The organism is Arcicella rigui, from assembly GCF_034929435.1.
In the GTDB taxonomy this organism is placed as follows: Bacteria; Bacteroidota; Bacteroidia; order Cytophagales; family Spirosomataceae; genus Arcicella; species Arcicella rigui.
Genome location: NZ_JAYFUM010000011.1, coordinates 146,049 through 165,117 on the forward strand (window position 1 = coordinate 146,049; position 19,069 = coordinate 165,117).

The following is a 19,069-nucleotide window of genomic DNA, read 5'->3' on the forward strand; positions in this document are numbered from 1 at the left end:
AATCAATACAAAAATGGTTCTTGTGGACACAATCTTCAAGAGCCATTTTTCTATCATGCTGTATTTTCATAAAATATTTGCCTCGGCTTTAGGCTTAGGTTTTATCCCAAAGGGTTCGGGAACTTTCGGAGCGTTGTTAGCTTGTGCGATGATTGCGGGGATTTTTCAAATCAGCAATCATATAGGCAACTATCAAGTAATATTGATTGTCACTACAATTGTAGTTACTTTTCTTGGAAGGTGGTCTTCTGGCGTCATGGAAACACACTGGGGAGAAGATGCTTCAAAAATTGTAATAGACGAAGTTGCTGGAATGTGTTTGAGTATTTGCTTAATACCTTTTACTTGGCAAAATCTACTTATCGCTTTTGTACTTTTCAGGTTTTTTGATATTTATAAACCATTCAATATCAGAAATTTTGAAAAATATCCAAACGGTTGGGGCGTGATGCTCGACGACGTAATGGCTGGTATTTGGGCAAATGGATGTTTACAGCTAATCGTCTTTTTCCTACATGAATGAATGAGTCTCTAAAACCTTTTTTTCGATTTGTACCAGTTTCTGGTTTAGCTACTTTTGTAGATTTCGGTACATCTTATTTAGTACTTCACTATCTAAGTATGTCTTATGGACTGTCCACTGTTTTAGGAAACATCACAGGAGGCATCGTCGGTTTTGTATTGTCAAGGCTTTGGGTTTTTCAAGATTCTCAATCTGAAAAAAGTCATACGCAATTAATAAAATATATCCTTGTATCGGCCGGAAATTCGTTGATGAATACCGTCGGGGTAATTGCACTTAGTGAATTTATATCAGCAAATTATCTAATCATAAGAGCATTGGTAGGAACGTTCGTGTTTGTAGTATATAGCTACGGATTGAACAGATGGTTCGTGTTTAATGCAAAAAGTCATGAAAAAATATCTATTTAATAGAATCTCAATAAGTAGCAAAAATATACAAATCCTATTTTTTGTATGTTTGAGCTTCGCTTCAATATCGTCTGCATTTGGGCAACAAACTAAAGTAAAAGGAAAAGTCATTGACAGCAAAACCAATGAAGCCATTCCTTTTGTAAATATCATCGTAGTAGGTACAAAACAAGGGATTCAAACTGATATTAACGGAAATTATACGCTTAGTATTCAAGACCCCCAAGCTACCAAAATTCAATTTTCATCTATTAGCTATAAAACTGAAACAAAGACTTTCAAAAGAGACGTTAGCCAAACGATTAGCGTGAAGTTAGTGCCACAGTCTCAGAACATCGCTGAAGTTACGGTAAAAGCAAAAAAAGACAAATACCGCAATAAAGACAATCCTGCTGTTGTACTCATCAGAAAGGTGATTGCACACCGAGATGAAAACCGTAAAGAAGGGCTTGATTTTTACCAGTACGAAAAATACGAGAAGATTCAGTTAAACCTTAACAATATCGACGAGGAATATAAGAACAAAAAAATGTTCAAAAACTTTCAATTCATCTTCGATAATTTAGATACTTCACGTACTACTGGCAATGTTTCGTTACCGCTTTACTTGAAAGAAACCGTTGGGGACGTTTACTTTAGAAAAAATCCGAAAGAAGAAAAAGTATATATCAAAGGTGAAAAGAAAATTGGCTTAGACCAGTACATTGATAACAATGGGATTGCCTCGTATATCAACCGTCTGTATGAAGACGTAAATATTTACGATAACAATATCAGCTTGCTTACCAATCAGTTTATCAGTCCCATTTCAAATTTATCACCTACTTTTTACCGTTTCGTTATTTTAGATACACTTCAATTTCAAAATATGAAATGCGTCAACTTAGGTTTCTCCCCAAGAAATCCAACAGATTTTGCTTTTGTAGGCAATATGTATATTTCTTTAGACTCGAACTTCTCGGTAAGAAAAGTAAAATTGGGCGTACCAAGAAGTATCAACCTCAACTTCGTAAACGAGCTTTTAGTTGAACAAGAATTTGCTCCAGTCGAAGATAATAAATTGATGCTCACCAAAGATGAGATTTCAATTGATTTTGGTTTCAGTAAAAAAGAAAACAAAAGAGGAATTTTAGGTAAACGTTCGGTTTCGTTTAGGAATTATGTATTGAATAAACCTATCGACAACAGTGTTTTTAAACCCATTCAAAAGAATGTACTGATGGATATGGCACTGAACAAAGGCGAAGACTTTTGGGCAAATGCAAGGCATCAGGGTTTAAATAGTGTTGAAAAGGGCATTTACTTGATGTCTGACAGCATTCAGAAAGTACCCGCTTTCAAAAGGTTTATGACGGTTGCTGGTTTAGTACTTTTTGGATACAAAGACTTTGGAGATTTTGAAATTGGCCCAGCTAATGCTTTTTACAGTTTTAACCCCGTAGAAGGCTTCCGTTTGCGTTTTGGAGGAAGAACGATGGCGAAATTGAATCCTAAACTCTATCTCGAAACTTATGCCGCTTATGGCTTCAAAGATGAACGTTGGAAAGGATATTTGGGGGTTACTTATAATTTAGGTAAAAACTCCATTTATGAATTTCCCAATAATTACCTGAGAGTTTCTTATCAAGATGAAGTAAGAATTCCCGGACAAGAATTACAGTTCATTCAAGAAGATAACGTGCTGTTGTCATTTAAGAGAGGTGTAAACGACAAGATGACTTATAACAAAATTTTCCGTTTAGACTACCGTCACGAGTCGAGAAGTGGAATCAGTTATGAATTGGGTTATAAAAATCTTACACAAGAAGCCGCTGGTTCATTAAAATTCGATCGTTATGCTTCAGGAAGTACCACAACCGACGGACAAATTATTAGCGACAAAGATTTAACAAGCTCAGAAGTATCTATCAACCTAAAATTTGCTCCAAACGAGCAGTTTTATCAAGGTAAAAATTATAGAATTCCTATCATCAACAAATATCCAATTTTCCAATTGCGTTATAGCTTAGGAATTAGTAACTTCTTGAAAGGAGATTACAACTATCATAACCTTACTTTTAGAGCTAACAAACGTTTCTTTGTATCGCCAATTGGTTATACAGATATTACGGCAGAAGCAGGAAAGATTTTTGGAACAGTGCCTTATCCCTTGTTGATGATTCACAGAGCGAACCAATCGTATTCGTATCAGTTAGAGTCATACAACTTGATGAACTTCTTGGAATTTGCCTCTGACAAGTATGCCGCTCTTTTTGTTGACCACTATTTTAATGGATTCATTTTCAATAAATTACCATTAATTAAAAAGTTAAAATTAAGAGAAGTAATTACTTTCAAAGGACTTTGGGGAAGTATTAGTGATAATAATTTACCACAAAATAATTTAAGTTTATACCGATTCCCACAAGCAGCCGATGGCACTATTTTAACCAATTCTTTGGCAAATGGCCCATATATGGAAGCAAGTGTTGGTGTTTCTAATATTTTCAAAATATTTAGAATTGATTTAGTGAAACGTCTCTCCTACTTAGACAACCCAAATGTGTCTGAATACGGTATTCGTGGACGATTTAAGTTTGATTTTTAATGCTAACAATTATCTTATAAAACCATGTACACATTAAAAACAGCGGGACAACAAGTAATTTATCAAATTATTAATCCCTTCATTAAATTATTGATTGCTTTAAAAATTACGCCCAATGTGATTACAACCGTTGGTTTGATACTCAATGTAGTGGCAGCTGGCATTTTTATTTATGCCGCAGAAGCTTCGTTCAGAGGCGATTTTAGCTACATCGGCTGGGGCGGTGGAATGATTTTATTTGCAGGCGTATTTGATATGATTGATGGCAGATTGGCTCGTGTTGGCAATATGTCGAGTAAATTTGGAGCTTTCTATGACTCCGTTTTGGACAGATACAGCGAAATGTTTATGTTTTTGGGGATTTGTTATTACCTCATTGCACATCATTATTTATTCAGTTCATTTTTTGCATTTTTGGCATTGATTGGTTCTTCAATGGTAAGTTATACTCGTTCAAGAGCAGAAGGCTTAGGCGTAAAATGTGATATTGGTTGGATGCAACGCCCCGAAAGAATCGTTATCATTGGTGGTTCGGCATTACTTTGTGGTATTTTAGCTCCCATCATTGGCAATGACTTTAGAATTGAAGGCTTCGCTCCACGTATTCCTTGGTTTGAAACTATTTCAATCTTTACCATTCCTTTGGCAATTGTAGCAATATTATCGAATTATACAGCCCTTCAAAGAATTGAACATACCAAAAAGGCTTTAGCGGAAAATGAAAAATAAACGATTTCAATGGTTTACTCTTGGATTAATCCTTACTTTATCAACAAGCTTTTCACCAAGCAATTATCCAAGAGTACCTGATTCGCCTTTAAGACTATTTTATATCCAACGAAGTGCAAACACAAATACCATTGTGTATGATGCCAATTTATTGCCCAATGGAAATTTCGACAAGGAAAATCCCGTAAACGTATATTGGATACGGTATCAAGAACAAGGACAGAAAAAAGAACTTACTTGGATACAGAATCTTCTTGCCTATGGCATCAGTAGCGAACCTACAAATCGTGAAAATGACTTTGATGTTTGGTTAGTTTCCTACAAAAAAAGAAAACTAAAAGTAGGATTCGACAAGCAACGAAAGCCTTTGGCACTTATAGAAATTAATCACAAACAAGCTAAATTAGACCATGTCTTCGTAAAAACCGAAGGAAGTAATCTTCGACCAAAGGTACTTTATGTAGAAGTTTTTGGGAAAGATGTGGCAACAGGAGATGATATTTACGAGAAAATCAGGCCTTGAACATTTTTGGGCTATTGAAGAAAGTAAAAGCTTTTCAAGATTTACAAAAAGTAACGTTATTTTAATTACTACCCTAAGTATTGTTTATTTCATTTGGTTCGGAGAAGTAGTTCCATTTCGTCCAGAACATTCAACGCTTTATTTTATCGTTCTGGCGATGTTTATCATCAACGGAGTTACTCGCAGCTTTATCAAAGCAATGCTTCCTTTTGCTCTTTTTTGGGTAATTTATGATTCAATGAGGCTTGTTCCCAATTATGAAATAAATCCTGTTCATATCAAAGAGGTTTATATGTTCGATAAATACTTATTCGGTGTTTACGAAAACGGTATTAAACTCACCATGAACGAATACTTAACCAAACATCATACAGCCTTTTTTGATATACTGTCTGGTTTGTTTTATATCAACTGGGTACCTATTCCACTTTTGTTTGGGATTTATGTATTTTTAAAAGACAAAACGGTAATTTACAGTTTTGCTTACTGTTTCTTATTTGTCAATCTAATCGGCTTTTGCTTTTATTATATTTATCCAGCCGCACCACCGTGGTATGTAACAGAATACGGTTTTGTAGAGCATTTCAATATTATGGGAAATGTGGGCAACCTAAAAAACTTTGACAATTTGGTTGGAATGCCCATTTTTAAAGGCATTTATGAAAAAAATGCAAATGTTTTTGCAGCAATGCCTTCATTACATTCTGCCTATCCGTTAATTGTTTTGTACTTTGCCAAACAAGCTAAAATGGGGAAATTCATCATTTTTTATGTGATTTTTTGTTTGGGAATTTGGGGTTCGGCGGTGTATTCAAACCATCATTATGTATTAGAAGTATTGGCAGGTATTTCTTGTGCCATTCTCGGCATTACATTGTTCAATTTGTTTTTACGAAAACCCATGATTAAATACATTTTACCTTTATAAAGGCAAATAAAAAGGGCTGATACAATATTTGTAACAGCCCTTTTTTATTTTCTTAATCCTGACTAAGCATGCAAAGCACGATTTTCTGTGGCAGCTAAACAAGCTTCTTTCATTGCCTCAGTATAAGTTGGGTGCGAGTGCGACATTCTTGCAACATCTTCAGCACTTGCACGGTATTCCATTGCGACTACTGCTTCGGCAATCATATCGGCTGCTCTTGCTCCAATGATATGAACGCCCAAAATTTCGTCTGTTGCTTTGTCTGCCAATACTTTTACTAAACCATCAGTATCGCCAGAAGCCGTAGCACGACCTAAAGCTTTGAACGGGAACGAACCTACTTTATAAGCTTTTCCAGATGCTTTTAATTCTTCTTCAGTTTTACCTACCGAAGCTACTTCTGGCCAAGTATAAACAACTCCCGGAATTAAATTATAATTGATATGCGGTTTTTGTCCTGCAATAGTTTCAGCTACAAAAACGCCTTCTTCTTCAGCTTTATGTGCCAACATTGCACCACGAATTACATCGCCAATGGCATAAATTCCCGGTACTTTTGTTTGCAAAGTATGCTCATCTACTTCAATCTTGCCACGCTCAGTTGTTAAACCTGCTGCTTCAAGATTTAAACCATCTGTATATGGACGACGACCAATACAAACCAAAACATAGTCACCAGTGATTTGAACTTCTTCATCTTTTGAATTTCTTGCCGTCACCGTAACGTCGTCTCCGTTATTAACAACGCCTGTAACTTTGTGCGAGAAGTAATAATCAGCTCCTAATTTCTTAATGGCTTTTTGCAATTCTTTACCCATCGTTTTGTCCATTGTAGGAATCATCGAATCAGCAAATTCAACGAAACTTACTTTAGCACCCAAACGAGCATAAACCGAACCTAATTCCGCACCGATTACTCCTGCCCCAATTACCACAAGGTGTTTTGGTACTTCTTTCAAATTCAAAGCTTCTGTTGAAGTAATGATTCGTTTTTTGTCAACTGGAATAAATGGTAAAACAGTTGGTTTTGACCCCGTAGCAATGATGATATTTTTACCAGTAATTTGTTCTGAAGTTCCGTCTGCTTTCGCAACATTCACGGTACTTTTATCAACGAAAGAACCAAGACCATTGTAAACAGTAATCTTGTTTTTCTTCATCAAGAAATTGATACCGTCGTTCATTTTCTTCACTACACCAGCTTTGCGGTTAATCATTTGCTCGATATTGATTTTCGGAGCAGAGATTTCGATACCGTGGTCAGCAAAAGCATGAGCAGCATTATGGAAATGCTCAGAAGAATCTAAAAGTGCTTTTGAAGGAATACAACCTACATTTAGGCAAGTTCCACCCAAAACCGAATATTTTTCAATAATGGCAGTTTTGTTGCCTAATTGTGCGGCACGGATTGCAGCTACATAGCCACCCGGCCCAGAACCGATTACTATTACATCGTATTGCATATATATGAGTTTTTGGCATTCAGAGATTCACTAATTGCCATCATTTATAAGTTGAATAAATTTTGGATTATAAAAAAATGGTAATATTTTACTTTCATAAAAAGATAGCTAAAGATTCTTTATGGAACAAAGAACCTTTAGCTATCTTTTCTGATTGCTGATGACTAAAAGCCATCAGCTTTATTGACTAAACATCTAATAATAGACGAGTTGGATCTTCAAGTAATTGTTTTACTCTTACCAAGAATGACACTGATTCTCTACCATCGATAATTCTATGGTCATAAGAAAGAGCAATGTACATAATCGGACGAACAACAATTTGTCCACCTACAACTACTGGACGCTCAACGATGTTGTGCATACCCAAAATAGCCGATTGTGGAGCGTTGATGATTGGCGTTGATAACATTGAACCAAATACACCACCATTAGTGATTGTAAATGTACCACCAGTCATTTCTGGTAAAGTCAATTTATTATCTCTTGCTTTTACTGCTAAACGAATTACTTCTGATTCAATGCCTGCCAAAGATAATTGTTCTGCATTTCTGATTACTGGTACAACCAATCCTTTCGGAGCAGAAACAGCAATTGAAATATCACAATAGTCATGGAAGATGATTGAATCACCATCAATAGAAGCATTTACTGCTGGGAATTCTTTTAAAGCCACACAAACAGCTTTTGTAAAGAACGACATAAAGCCTAAGCCAACACCATGTTTCTCTTTGAATTTATCTTTATACTTTCCACGAAGATCCATGATTGGTTTCATATCTACTTCGTTGAAAGTTGTCAACATTGCTGTTTCGTTTTTCACTTGTACCAAACGACGAGCAACGGTTTTACGCAAAGAAGTCATTTTCTCTGCTCTATCTACTCTACCCGGAGCAGAAGAAAGTACTGCTGCTGGTGAAGGTGCTGGAGCTACTGCTCTAGCTGGAGCCGCCGCAGGTGCTGGAGCTGGTTTTTGAGCCGCCTGAGCATCTTCTTTCGTAATTCTACCGCCAACGCCTGAGCCTTGCACTGTTGCAGGGTCAATTCCTTTTTCAGCTAAAGCTTTCGCTGCTGCTGGAGAAGCATGACCTGCCGCATAGCTTGTAGTAGAAGCTGTTGGAGCTCCTGCCGCTGGTGCAGGAGTAGCTGCTACTGGTGCAGGGCTTGCTACTGCCGAACCTGCCCCTACCGTAATAGTTGCTACTAAGCCACCGATTGGTAAAGTTGTTCCTGCTTCTGCTACGATGTGAAGTACACCTGTTGCTTCTGCCGGAAGTTCAAAAGTTGCTTTATCTGATTCTAATTCGCAGAGTACTTCATCCATATTCACAGAATCGCCTTCTTTTTTATTCCAAGAAGAAACAGTTACTTCTGTAATAGATTCGCCTACTGCTGGTACTTTAATTTCAATAGTTTGTGTAGCTGTACTTACAGCAGGAGCTGCTGGGGCTTCTACCACTGGAGCGGGTGCTGCAACGGCTGCACTACCTACTGTTTCGATATAACAAATTACAGCACCAATAGGCAAGGTATCACCTTCTTTAGCAACGATTTTCAAGATGCCTTCTGCTTCGGCAGGGAGTTCAAAAGTGGCTTTGTCTGATTCTAACTCACACAAAACTTCGTCCATTTTAACAACATCTCCGTCTTTCTTATTCCAAGCGGCGATGGTTACTTCGGTTATTGATTCGCCTACTGGCGGTACTTTCATTTCAATTGCCATTGTATTTATTTCGGATTTTCGATTTCAGATTTTGGGTTTTTAACCTTATACCTAAATGTTTTACTATACTCTATTAACTAAATGCTCTTTCTACTAATGCTGCTTGTTCTTCATTATGAATTTTCAAGAAACCTGTCGCTGGTGAAGCTGATTTTTTACGTGCTACCAAACCTTCAAATGGTTTCCAACCAAACTCACGAATCACAAACGACCAGTAACCCATGTTTTCTGGTTCTTCTTGTACCCAGAAAACTTTCGCTTTTGGATATTTGTCGATTTCTGCTTGAACCTTCGCCGCTGGGAATGGATGCAATTGCTCAACACGAATAATAGCTACATCTGTACGGTTATCTTTTGCTTGTTTATCCAACAAATCAAAATACACTTTACCTGTACAAAGTAATACTTTCTTCACTTTTTTAGCCTCTACAAAAGTATCACCATACACCTCTTGGAATTTGCCATCAATAAACTCACTGATTGGCGAAACTACTTTTGGATGACGGAATAAAGATTTTGGAGACATCATCACCAATGGCTTACGGAATGACCAAGCTAATTGACGACGCAAAGCATGGAAAAGGTTAGCAGGTGTTGTAAGGTTAGTTACAATAATGTTTTCCTCTGCCGCTAATTGTAAGTATCTCTCTGGACGAGCGTTTGAGTGCTCTGGTCCTTGACCTTCATAACCGTGTGGTAATTGCATTACCAACCCGTTCATTGTTCCCCATTTAGATTCACAAGAAGCAACGAACTGGTCAATCATTGTTTGAGCTCCATTTGAGAAGTCACCGAACTGAGCTTCCCAAATAACTAAAGCGTCTGGGTTTGCCAAAGCATAACCAAACTCAAATCCTAATACTGCGTACTCTGAAAGTAAAGAGTTAAAGATTTGTAATTGCTCTTGTCCTTCTACAATATAGTTTAATGAAGTATAAGATTCATTCGTTACGGCATCGTGCAATACTGCATGACGGTGTGAGAATGTACCTCTTTGAACATCTTGTCCAGAAACCCTTACAGGTTTTCCGTCTAATAGGATTGAACCATAAGCCAAAGCTTCTGCCGTTGCCCAGTTCAATACACCATTTTCAAAGAAGCTCTTACGGTCTGCTAATACTTTTTCAATTTGCTTCAAGGCACTAAACCCTGCTGGCAATTTTGAAAGTGCTGCACCAATTTTATCAATGGTTTCTTTAGCAATACCTGTTTCTGGAGAATTATCAAAATCCGAAGTTTCAGCGTAAATTAATTCTGCCCAACGATTATCCAATTTTAATGGATGATACTCTGGACGAATCTTTTGTTTTACTAAATCCAAACGTGCTTGTAATTCACTCTTGAATTCTGAATCCATTTCAGAAGCCAATTTTGCATCAATATCACCACGAGCAATCAATTTCTGAGTGTAAAGCTCTCTTGGATTCAAGTGGTTGGTGATATTAGCGTAAAGTGTTGGCTGTGTGAAACGTGGTTCGTCAGATTCGTTGTGACCATTTCTACGGTAACAAACCATATCAATAAATACGTCACGGTTGAATTGCTGACGGAACTCTGCTGCCATTTTCGATACGAAAACTACTGCTTCTGGGTCGTCGCCGTTTACGTGGAATACTGGAGCATCAATGATTTTAGCAACGTCTGTACAGTAAATAGACGAACGTGCATCTTCAAAGTCTGTGGTAAAACCTACTTGGTTATTAATTACAAAGTGGATTGTTCCTCCTACTTCATAACCTTTTAGTTTTGCCATTTGTGTTACTTCATAAACAATACCCTGACCAGCAACGGCGGCATCACCATGAATCAAAATTGGCAAAATTTTATCATAATCTCCTTCGTAATGAGCGTCTGCTCTTGCACGACAGAAACCTTCTACTAAAGGATTTACAGCCTCTAAGTGTGAAGGGTTCGGAGCTAATTTCAAAGATATTTCTACGCCCGAAGGAGTAATATGTTTTGAAGAATATCCTAAGTGATACTTCACGTCGCCGTCACCATGAATTTGGTCTGGAAGATTTCCTTCAAAACCATCAAAAATAGCGTCGTAGGATTTGTGCATGATGTTTGCCAACACATTCAAACGACCACGGTGAGCCATCCCAATCATGGCTTCTTGAACGCCTAATTCAGCCGAACGGTTGATGATAGCATCTAAAGCAGGAATAGTACTTTCGCCACCTTCCAAACCGAAACGTTTCTGACCTAAGTATTTTGTACCTAAGAAGTTTTCAAAAACTACGGCTTCGTTCAACTTCGTTAGAATTTGCTTTTTCTCGTCGATAGATGGATTAAAAGCTAATGCTTCTCTTTCAATTTTAGCACGCAACCATTCTTTCACTTCTGGCTCACGAATATAAGCATATTCAAAACCAACAGAACCTGAATAAATCTTATTTAAAGATTCAAGAATTGTACGCAACGTAACCACACCAATTCCCAAGAAATTACCAGCTTGGAATTTAGTATCCAAATCAGCTTCTGAAAGAGCATAATCTTTCAAATCTAAACGTGCCTGACGATTTTTTCTTGGACGGATGGGATTAGTTTTTGCTAAAAGGTGTCCACGTGAACGAAAAGCCTTAATTAAACTAATTACGGCCATTTCTTTTTGGACGGTTGAAGGGTCTGATGCAGTAGCTGCTCCGTTAATTACCCCGTTGGTTGCTCCTTCCGAGTCATTCCAACTTGCGTGAAAATCAAAACCTTTAAAAAAGTTTTGCCAACTTGTATCTACCGAATTAGGGTCTTTTAGATATGACTCATAAAGGTCAGAAATTGCTGCCGTATCAGCATTGGCAATGTATGAAAATTGATCCATTATAATGTGACGTAACCAGTATTGGGACTATCGTTAATTTGTTTTTTTGTTGTACTAATTATATTCTAATGGCAAAGTTAAGCTATGCTTTCAAATTAAAACATAAATATTATTTGTTTTTTATTGAAAGAATGCCAAATTTATATAGCATCACTTTGAATGACTTCAAAAGCTCTCTTTTCTTTACAAAGTACAATTATAACTACAAAAGTTAATTATTTTACGCAATTCGTTCGCATTTTTAAGGTTTTTGCCAGATTTTGGCTTTTTCTGTACTTAGGCTTTCTCTTTTCCTTTTGTTTTTCAGAAAAATCTAAATACACCTGATTTACCATTTCCTGCATCAAACTCATATTTGAGCATGATTTGATGAAAACCTTCGCTATTGCCCGAACTCGTTCCTGTGGGATTTCCGTTGAAATCATAGGCATAACCAAACTGAAATTTGTTTAACTGTAACTGTAAAGTACCTAAGATAGCTTTGTTTGCCAACTCCGAACCAGTGTTCTGATACCAAAGTCCAATACCAAAACGCTCGGCGAACCAAGCTGTTGCATTAAAATCAATATTTGTGCTGGAAGTATAAGTATTACTGAGTTTTCTGACCAAAACGCCCGTTTTTAGCTTGACATCGTCCGACAAATCCAATACATAACCTGCCGTGATAAACGAAGGTTTTGTATAACGCTCGGCATCAGCATTCAAATTCAGCATCGAAAGCCCCACATAATAATCATCATTATTATAATAAACGCCGAAACCTACACTGGGGTCGAAACCAGTAGTGGCAAATCCTCCGCCCGAACTGTTTAAAGAATTAGGTACTTGTGTTACTCCTGCTTGCACACCCAAGGCCAATTTACCATCATTAGGCAAAGTAAAACGGTAGGCAAAATCTCCGTAAAGCCCCAAGTTTCCAATAACGCCTCCCAAAGTATTGCCAAGTATTTGGTCGGCATTATAAGCCTGAAAACCCAAAGCCATTTTGTCTTGAGCAATGGGCATATCAAAACTAAAATACTGTTGCGTAGTAGAAGCACCGCCCAATAAAGTATTAAATAAAGGACGCTTCCTGTACACCAAAGCCACACTTCCTACTTCTCTACTACCTGCATAGGCAGGGTTTACATTCAAAGGCATAAAAGGATAAGTAATATAAAGCTGGTCTTGCTGTGCCAAAGCTTCAGCCGACATAAAAAGCGAAAAAATAAAAGCAAAACAAAAAGGTAGATAAAAGATAGGCTTTCTCATAGAGTGTTGTTTTTTGTACGAAGTTACACAAAAGCCTTATTGCCCTATACTTTTTTGGGAGATTCTAAGGGAAAATCAAAGATTCTTCCCTCCTCTTGGTTTAGGTGGTAGTACTAAAACTCATGGCATGACTTATCAGCTTATTTCGAGTATAAACAACCTGTTGTCAGTCATGCTATGAGTTAAATTGTAATTTTTGGGAGCTTTTTGGAAAGGTAAGCGTTTCAAAACTTCAAAAGAAATGGCAGATGTGTAAAATGCTAATGCTCTTGAGGAAAAGTAAATAGTTAATAAGTAAAACATAAATGCCTCTGAGGAAAAATAAATAGTTAATAAGTAAAACATAAATGCCTCTGAGGAAAAATAAATAGTTAATAAGTAAAACATAAATGCCTCTGAGGAAAAATAAATGGGCAATAAGTAAAACATAAATGCCTCTGAGGAAAAATAAATAGTCAATAAGTAAGATATAAATGTTTCTGAGGAAAAGTAAATGGGTAATAAGTAAAATATAAATGCCCATGAGGAAAAGACCATTTAGACAAATTTCAAAAGTTATATAAACTATAATAAGGTACAATTTCATCCTCAACACGGCTTTCTGAGTCGTGTTTTTTGTTTTTATAAGCCATCTGTGGAAAATGTATTACTATATATTTTGGCATGGTTTTGGTACTTTAGGGCTAATCAAGACGAATTTGTAGCTGTAAATCTTCTTATTTTCGGCTTTCCTGTCAAAAGCTAATGATTATGCTGAAATAGCTTTGAATATCATTAATTTTGAAGAAGATTCAACCATAGTCATTTAAGTAAAGAAAGTGATTGATAAATAAAATCGGTGATTAGCACTTCTTTGATTTTTTTTTAGAAAAAATCTCTTAATTTACAAATGCTCAAAAATTTAATATCTGAATACTCGATAAATCAACCGTTGAATCGTTTTTGCCAGTATTTTTCATGGCGATGAAAAATAAAGCAATCACGAGAATGTCTTTTCAAAAATCAAGAAGACATCGTTTTCAACTCAATAACATGAAGCAGAATCTTTCCAAAATATATACGACTGGAATACTTATTCTTTTCTTCTTGGTAAGCTTACAATCAAGTTTGTTGGCAACACCATTGCCCAAAACAGGCAATAGGTTTTCTTCAAAAGTAGCTTTGGAATGGGGAAAAATGTCACTTTATATTTTAAGACATACTTCTGAAGGTTCGCCAACTTATGGCTCTCGTTCTTTGGGTTATTTGGGGCTTACGATGTACGAATGTGTAGTGGGAGGAAGTACTGAAAAACAATCGTTGGCAGGACAATTGAAGGGATTGAATACATTACCCCAAGCCCAAAAAGGAAAAGTATATAATTGGGCTTTGTCTTTGAATGCTGGGCAAGCTTATCTTTTAAAACAACTCTACAATCATACTTCTTTAGAAAATGTTGGTAAAATAGATTCTTTAGAAAACGTTATTTATCAACAAGAACTAAAAACTACTGATAAAAAAGTAGCCGAAGCGTCAAAAGATTTAGGCTTGTCGATAGCTCAAGCGATTTTTGAGTGGTCGAAAACAGATGGAGGTTTTGAAGGTTATAAAAGAAATTTTGACCCTACTTATAAAATGCCCACAACCAAAGGTTTGTGGAAAGCACCAGCCAAAGGGCAGTCGGCTTTTGCGATGCCTTTGCATCCACACTGGGGGAAAAATCGTACTTTCGCACCATTGAATGAAACATTGCCTATTCCGAAAATGATTACTTATGACTATCGCCCAAATTCGGAATATTATGCTTTGATGTACGAGGTATATACAAAAAGACTTACCTTGACACAAGAAGAAAAAGAAATTGCTAACTGGTGGGGCGACGACCCTTCGCAAACATTTTCACCGCCCGGGCATTCTTATAATTTAGCCAATATAGCCATAAAAATAGCGAAACCTGATTTATTTAAAGCCGCAGAAACGTATGCAAAAGTGGGAATGGCTGTGGCTGATGCTTTTATTAATTGCTGGAAGGCAAAGTATTTTTACAATGCCCAACGCCCGTTTTCATTTATTTACTATAATATTGATATTGCTTGGAATTTGTATTGGCCAGAACCACCATTTCCAGCGTTTTATTCAGGTCATGCAGTACAAGGTTCGGCAACGGCAACGGTTTTGACAGAACTGTATGGAGCAAAATTTGAGTTTACAGACGATTCGCACGTAGGCAGACCCAAAGATTTAGAACGAAATACAGAATATAAAGCAAGACATTTTAAATCTTTTTGGCAAGCCGCCGAAGAATCAGCCATGTCACGTTTATATGGTGGAATTCATACTCGACAAGACAATGAAGTAGGTTTGGTAGAAGGGAAAAAAATTGGTAATAATATTAATACTTTAGCGTGGGCAAAAGCTAAAAAATAGATTATTCAACTGCTAAGATAATTGTAATGCTCTATGCAATAGGCTGTAAGCAAAAATACTTTTATCGAAAACATACACATTTTGCCTAATGCAAAATTTTAAAACTAATATTACACGATTACTTGGTAAAAATTAATGATAAAAAAACTCATATTTCATCTGAAAAAGCATATAAATAGGATTGTGACAATACAATCTGATGTTTTCGGTGAAAATCTAAAAATTTCAAACAAATATTAAATACCGTGAAAATACCATTACTTTATTTGAAAAGTGAACAAACACTCTTTTCAATAAAAACCTTAGCAAGTCTGTCGGTCTTGTTATATTCAGTGATTTTTTCTTTTGAAGGATTTGCCCAAAATGCTATTCCGGGATGTACAGATAAAACCAGTATCATGGTAGGGATTGTACCTGTATCTGGTGATGCTGCTTTAACTCGTTCAGAAGTTTATGCGTTTGGAGGCTCAAGTAACCCCAATACAGGGACACAAACTTGTACTGTTCAAAAAGGGGGTGCAGAAGGTTTGGTAACTGACCATGATAGAAATATTACTTACATGGCAACTTGTTGTGGACAGTCTGAAATCTTGCGATACGATTATGTAACGGGTACTTTTTTAACGCCAATCAAATTACCCGGCGAAGATTTATTGGATATGACTATTTCCTCAGACAATCAGTTTTTGTATGTAACAAGTTATAATGGGATTTCAAAAGTAAGTACTATTTCAAACTCGGTAGTAGATTATTATCAGTCATCTTCATTCAATAATAAAACTGGTGGACTTTGGGGAATAGCTATTCATCCAACTACTGGCAATGTGTATGCTGGTAAAAACTGGAATCTTTCAGGACAAACCAGTACGATTGAATACGTAAGTTCTTCTCTTACTGGTGCGTCAACCCTTTTGGCAACTGCTCCTGCTGGATTCAATGTCAGAGGTATAAATTTCAGTAGCGATGGTGACCTTTGGGCTTTGTTAGCAAGTAACGACAGTAATATTCCAGATAGATTGGTAAGATACAACAGTACTACTGGAGCAGTTAAAGAAACTTTTAATTTTAGTACCAATAACTCAGGGCCAGCCACAGGCGGTGCCGTAGATTCATTCGACTTAGCTTTTGGGCCAGATGGTAATTTATACATCACTACTTATAAAGGCGACTGTATCACTAAGTTTGACGTAACTACAAAGCAGTTTTCAACCTACGTTCAGTACCATGCGGGTGTTCAAGGTAAATCTATCACTTTCCTTTGTGGTAACTTCAAATGTAATGACTGTGCTGCTCCTGCTGTTACGGCAGCAAATGTTGCTACTACAACGGCTACTTGTACGAATGGCATTGTAAATAATAATGCTACTGCTACGCTTTCGGGCTTAGTATTTAATGCTACTAAGGCTATCGAAGGAGCTATCAAAGAAGGAGCTACTTTTGGTACTACGCCAATTTTTGGAGCTGGTGCAAACCTTACTTTAAATACTGGTGAAACCTCTTTTACTTTTACTGGTTTAAAACCCGGTACTACTTACACCATTCGTGTTTGGGCTGGTTCGGATGCTTGTTATAATGATGTTACTTTTACAACGGCTGCTTTAAGTGCGAAAGTTACAAGTTCGGCAGGTGCTACTTTATGTGGTGCTGGTATTGCTACGCTTACTGCCGCTTGTACTGTGGGCGTACCTCAGTGGTATAGTTCAGCCAGTTCAACTACTACAGTTGGTACAGGCAATAGTTTTATTACGAATGTTAATAGCAATACTTCATTCTTTGTAGGCTGTAAACTCGACAATAATGCTTGTATAGTACCTACCGAAAATAGAACAGAAGTAAAAGTAAACGTTAGTACGCCTCCTGCAGCACCAACACAAGCAAACGTTAGTGGAGGTGTAGTTTGTAATACAGCCGCAAGTATTGATTTAACCGCTACTTGTAGCACTGGTACTACGCCAGTTTGGTACGACTCTCAATCTTCTACTACATTATTACATACAGGAAGTCCATTCAATGTTTTTGTAAATGCTACTAAAACGTATTTTGTAGGTTGTAAAGATTTAACTTCTGGTTGTGAATCCGCTTTAGGAACAAGGGCTACGGCTGTTGCCAATTTTAGTACTATCGCTACGCCAAGCATTAGTACTTCTACTTCTCCTGTTTGTGCTGGTACAAATGTGGTCGTTTCAGCTCCATCTTCATCAACTTATGCTTGGACGGGTCCAAATGGCTTTACAGCTAATACACAAAATCTTACTTTCAATAATATCCAGACAAACCAAGCAGGGATTTATACACTGACTGTAAGTAACGGAATTTGCTCGGCTACTTCTACTTTGAATTTACTCATTTTTGACAGTCCACAAGGAATTACGGCTACTGCTACTAATTCAACTTGTAATGTAAACACGCCTAAAAATGATGGTTCTATCAAACTAAGTGGATTTGGCGTAAATCTTAGATTCGACGTTAGTACAGGAGCTACTTATACTGGAACTAAAACATACACAACAGCTACAAATATTCCGTCGGATGGTTTGTTGAGGTCAGATATTAGTAATCCAACGACTGTTTTCCAACAATATACGGTTCGTGTTTTCAATGCAAACGACTGTTTTGCAGATTATACCGTAACCATCCAGCAAGTAACTTGTGACTGTGGTGAAGCAAGATGTATTCCATATACAGTACAAAAAACTAAAACGGTTACTAAAAAATCACTTATTACGATTTCTAATTAATTGCTTAATACATTCATAAAAAAGCTGTCAGAAGTATTTCTGACAGCTTTTTTATGAATGAGTCTTACCCTTTAACCTAAAAGCAGATAACAAATCCACACCAATATTCCTTGAAAAAGCATTGTTCCATCTAAAATTCCATAATGGTAAAAAGATTTCTTTTGAAGTGTTTTATCATTAAGAAAATACAAAGTACTAATGGCAGAAAGTATAAAAGCTGGCAAAACAAATAAATGTGACGTATGATAATGCCACGCACTCAAACCGAAAAAGAAAATTATCAAAGTATTCGACAATAGCATTGATTGCCTCACTCCTACTACCAAAGGAATGGTTTTCAAACCCGACTGTGCATCTCCATTCATATCTCGAATATCAAAAGGAATCGTAATAGCAAAAACGAATAAAAAGCGTTCTATCAGCATCAAAGCCACATGAAGCAATTCATAGCTTTTTCCCGACTGTACGATTGGTAATAAAATAGTCGTTGCAGACCAAACGATGGCGATAAGAAAGATTTTTAGAAAAGGGATTTCTCTCAACCTAAATAAATATTGCTGATTTTTAAAAATGGGCAAAGAGTAAAAAATGGTAATAAAAGCAAAGGGTGAAAGGGTAATAAGTACTTCTTTTTTCGCCAAACAAACAGCTATCAAAAAGCCAATCACCGAAAAAGCCACCAATACATAAAAAAGGGATAAGTACTCTTTCAACCATTTATGTTTGTCGCCGTTCAAGGCTTGTTTGTTGGTTAAAACCGTAACAAGGCGATGCAAATTATAATCGAATAAGGTAGCAAAAAAGATGATAAACAAATAAGGATGCCACTGTGGCGACATCCCTAATTGCAATTGCGTTTCCACCGTAAGAGCTACCGCCGCCAGTGAAATATACAGATTGGTATTGATTAAAAAATTTAAAATTTTCAATGGTCGTGAATTTTCTGAAGTAAAATTTCATTTTACAA

At 36.7% G+C, this 19,069-nt stretch carries 13 protein-coding genes; 8 read left to right on the top strand and 5 right to left on the bottom strand.

Going from position 1 to position 19,069, the window contains the following annotated elements:
- The first annotated feature begins 22 nt into the window (after positions 1–22).
- Genes VB248_RS11235 through VB248_RS11260 form a run of 6 tightly spaced genes read left to right on the top strand, consistent with a single transcriptional unit; the run spans position 23 to position 5,700 of the window.
- Positions 23–523 carry a phosphatidylglycerophosphatase A family protein gene (locus tag VB248_RS11235; protein ID WP_323296874.1) on the top strand — a complete coding sequence of 167 codons (501 nt, stop codon included), beginning with the start codon at positions 23–25 and terminating at the stop codon, positions 521–523.
- Positions 520–933: a GtrA family protein gene (locus tag VB248_RS11240; RefSeq protein WP_323296875.1), complete on the top strand. Its 414-nt coding sequence runs from the start codon at positions 520–522 to the stop codon at positions 931–933. Before VB248_RS11235 ends, VB248_RS11240 begins: the two co-directional genes overlap by 4 nt.
- On the top strand, positions 914–3,520 hold the full coding sequence (locus VB248_RS11245) for a DUF5686 and carboxypeptidase-like regulatory domain-containing protein (protein ID WP_323296876.1): 2,607 nt from the start codon (positions 914–916) through the stop codon (positions 3,518–3,520). The genes VB248_RS11240 and VB248_RS11245 overlap by 20 nt, the downstream gene beginning before the upstream one ends.
- A gap of 24 nt (positions 3,521–3,544) precedes the next feature.
- Entirely contained in the window at positions 3,545–4,249 is a 705-nt protein-coding gene (locus VB248_RS11250; protein ID WP_323296877.1) for a CDP-alcohol phosphatidyltransferase family protein, read from the top strand.
- Entirely contained in the window at positions 4,239–4,772 is a 534-nt protein-coding gene (locus VB248_RS11255; RefSeq protein ID WP_323296878.1) for a DUF4833 domain-containing protein, read from the top strand. Before VB248_RS11250 ends, VB248_RS11255 begins: the two co-directional genes overlap by 11 nt.
- Entirely contained in the window at positions 4,744–5,700 is a 957-nt protein-coding gene (locus VB248_RS11260) for a phosphatase PAP2 family protein (protein ID WP_323296879.1), read from the top strand. Before VB248_RS11255 ends, VB248_RS11260 begins: the two co-directional genes overlap by 29 nt.
- Before the next feature lie 62 nt (positions 5,701–5,762).
- Here the strand turns inward: VB248_RS11260 and lpdA are convergent, their stop codons facing one another.
- The 4 genes from lpdA to VB248_RS11280 form a co-directional block, all read right to left on the bottom strand.
- Positions 5,763–7,163 (bottom strand): dihydrolipoyl dehydrogenase, encoded by a 1,401-nt coding sequence (lpdA, locus tag VB248_RS11265; protein WP_323296880.1) that lies wholly within the window; start codon positions 7,161–7,163, stop codon positions 5,763–5,765.
- A 187-nt stretch (positions 7,164–7,350) separates the two neighbouring features.
- On the bottom strand, positions 7,351–8,886 hold the full coding sequence (odhB, locus tag VB248_RS11270) for a 2-oxoglutarate dehydrogenase complex dihydrolipoyllysine-residue succinyltransferase (protein WP_323296881.1): 1,536 nt from the start codon (positions 8,884–8,886) through the stop codon (positions 7,351–7,353).
- 73 nt (positions 8,887–8,959) lie between these two features.
- Positions 8,960–11,707, bottom strand: coding sequence for a 2-oxoglutarate dehydrogenase E1 component (locus VB248_RS11275; RefSeq protein WP_323296882.1), 2,748 nt, complete (start codon positions 11,705–11,707; stop codon positions 8,960–8,962).
- Positions 11,708–12,010: 303 nt separating this feature from the next.
- Positions 12,011–12,958, bottom strand: a complete 948-nt coding sequence (locus VB248_RS11280) for a PorP/SprF family type IX secretion system membrane protein (protein WP_323296883.1) — start codon at positions 12,956–12,958, stop codon at positions 12,011–12,013.
- A 1,032-nt stretch (positions 12,959–13,990) separates the two neighbouring features.
- On the opposite strand from VB248_RS11280, the gene VB248_RS11285 reads away from it, so the two are divergent.
- Positions 13,991–15,364, top strand: a complete 1,374-nt coding sequence (locus VB248_RS11285) for a vanadium-dependent haloperoxidase (protein WP_323296884.1) — start codon at positions 13,991–13,993, stop codon at positions 15,362–15,364.
- Positions 15,365–15,609: 245 nt separating this feature from the next.
- Complete coding sequence (locus VB248_RS11290) at positions 15,610–18,102, top strand: Ig-like domain-containing protein (RefSeq protein ID WP_323296885.1); 2,493 nt, start codon at positions 15,610–15,612, stop codon at positions 18,100–18,102.
- Between the two features lie 71 nt (positions 18,103–18,173).
- Here the strand turns inward: VB248_RS11290 and VB248_RS11295 are convergent, their stop codons facing one another.
- Entirely contained in the window at positions 18,174–19,031 is an 858-nt protein-coding gene (locus VB248_RS11295) for a UbiA family prenyltransferase (protein ID WP_323296886.1), read from the bottom strand.
- Between the last annotated feature and the right edge of the window lie 38 nt (positions 19,032–19,069).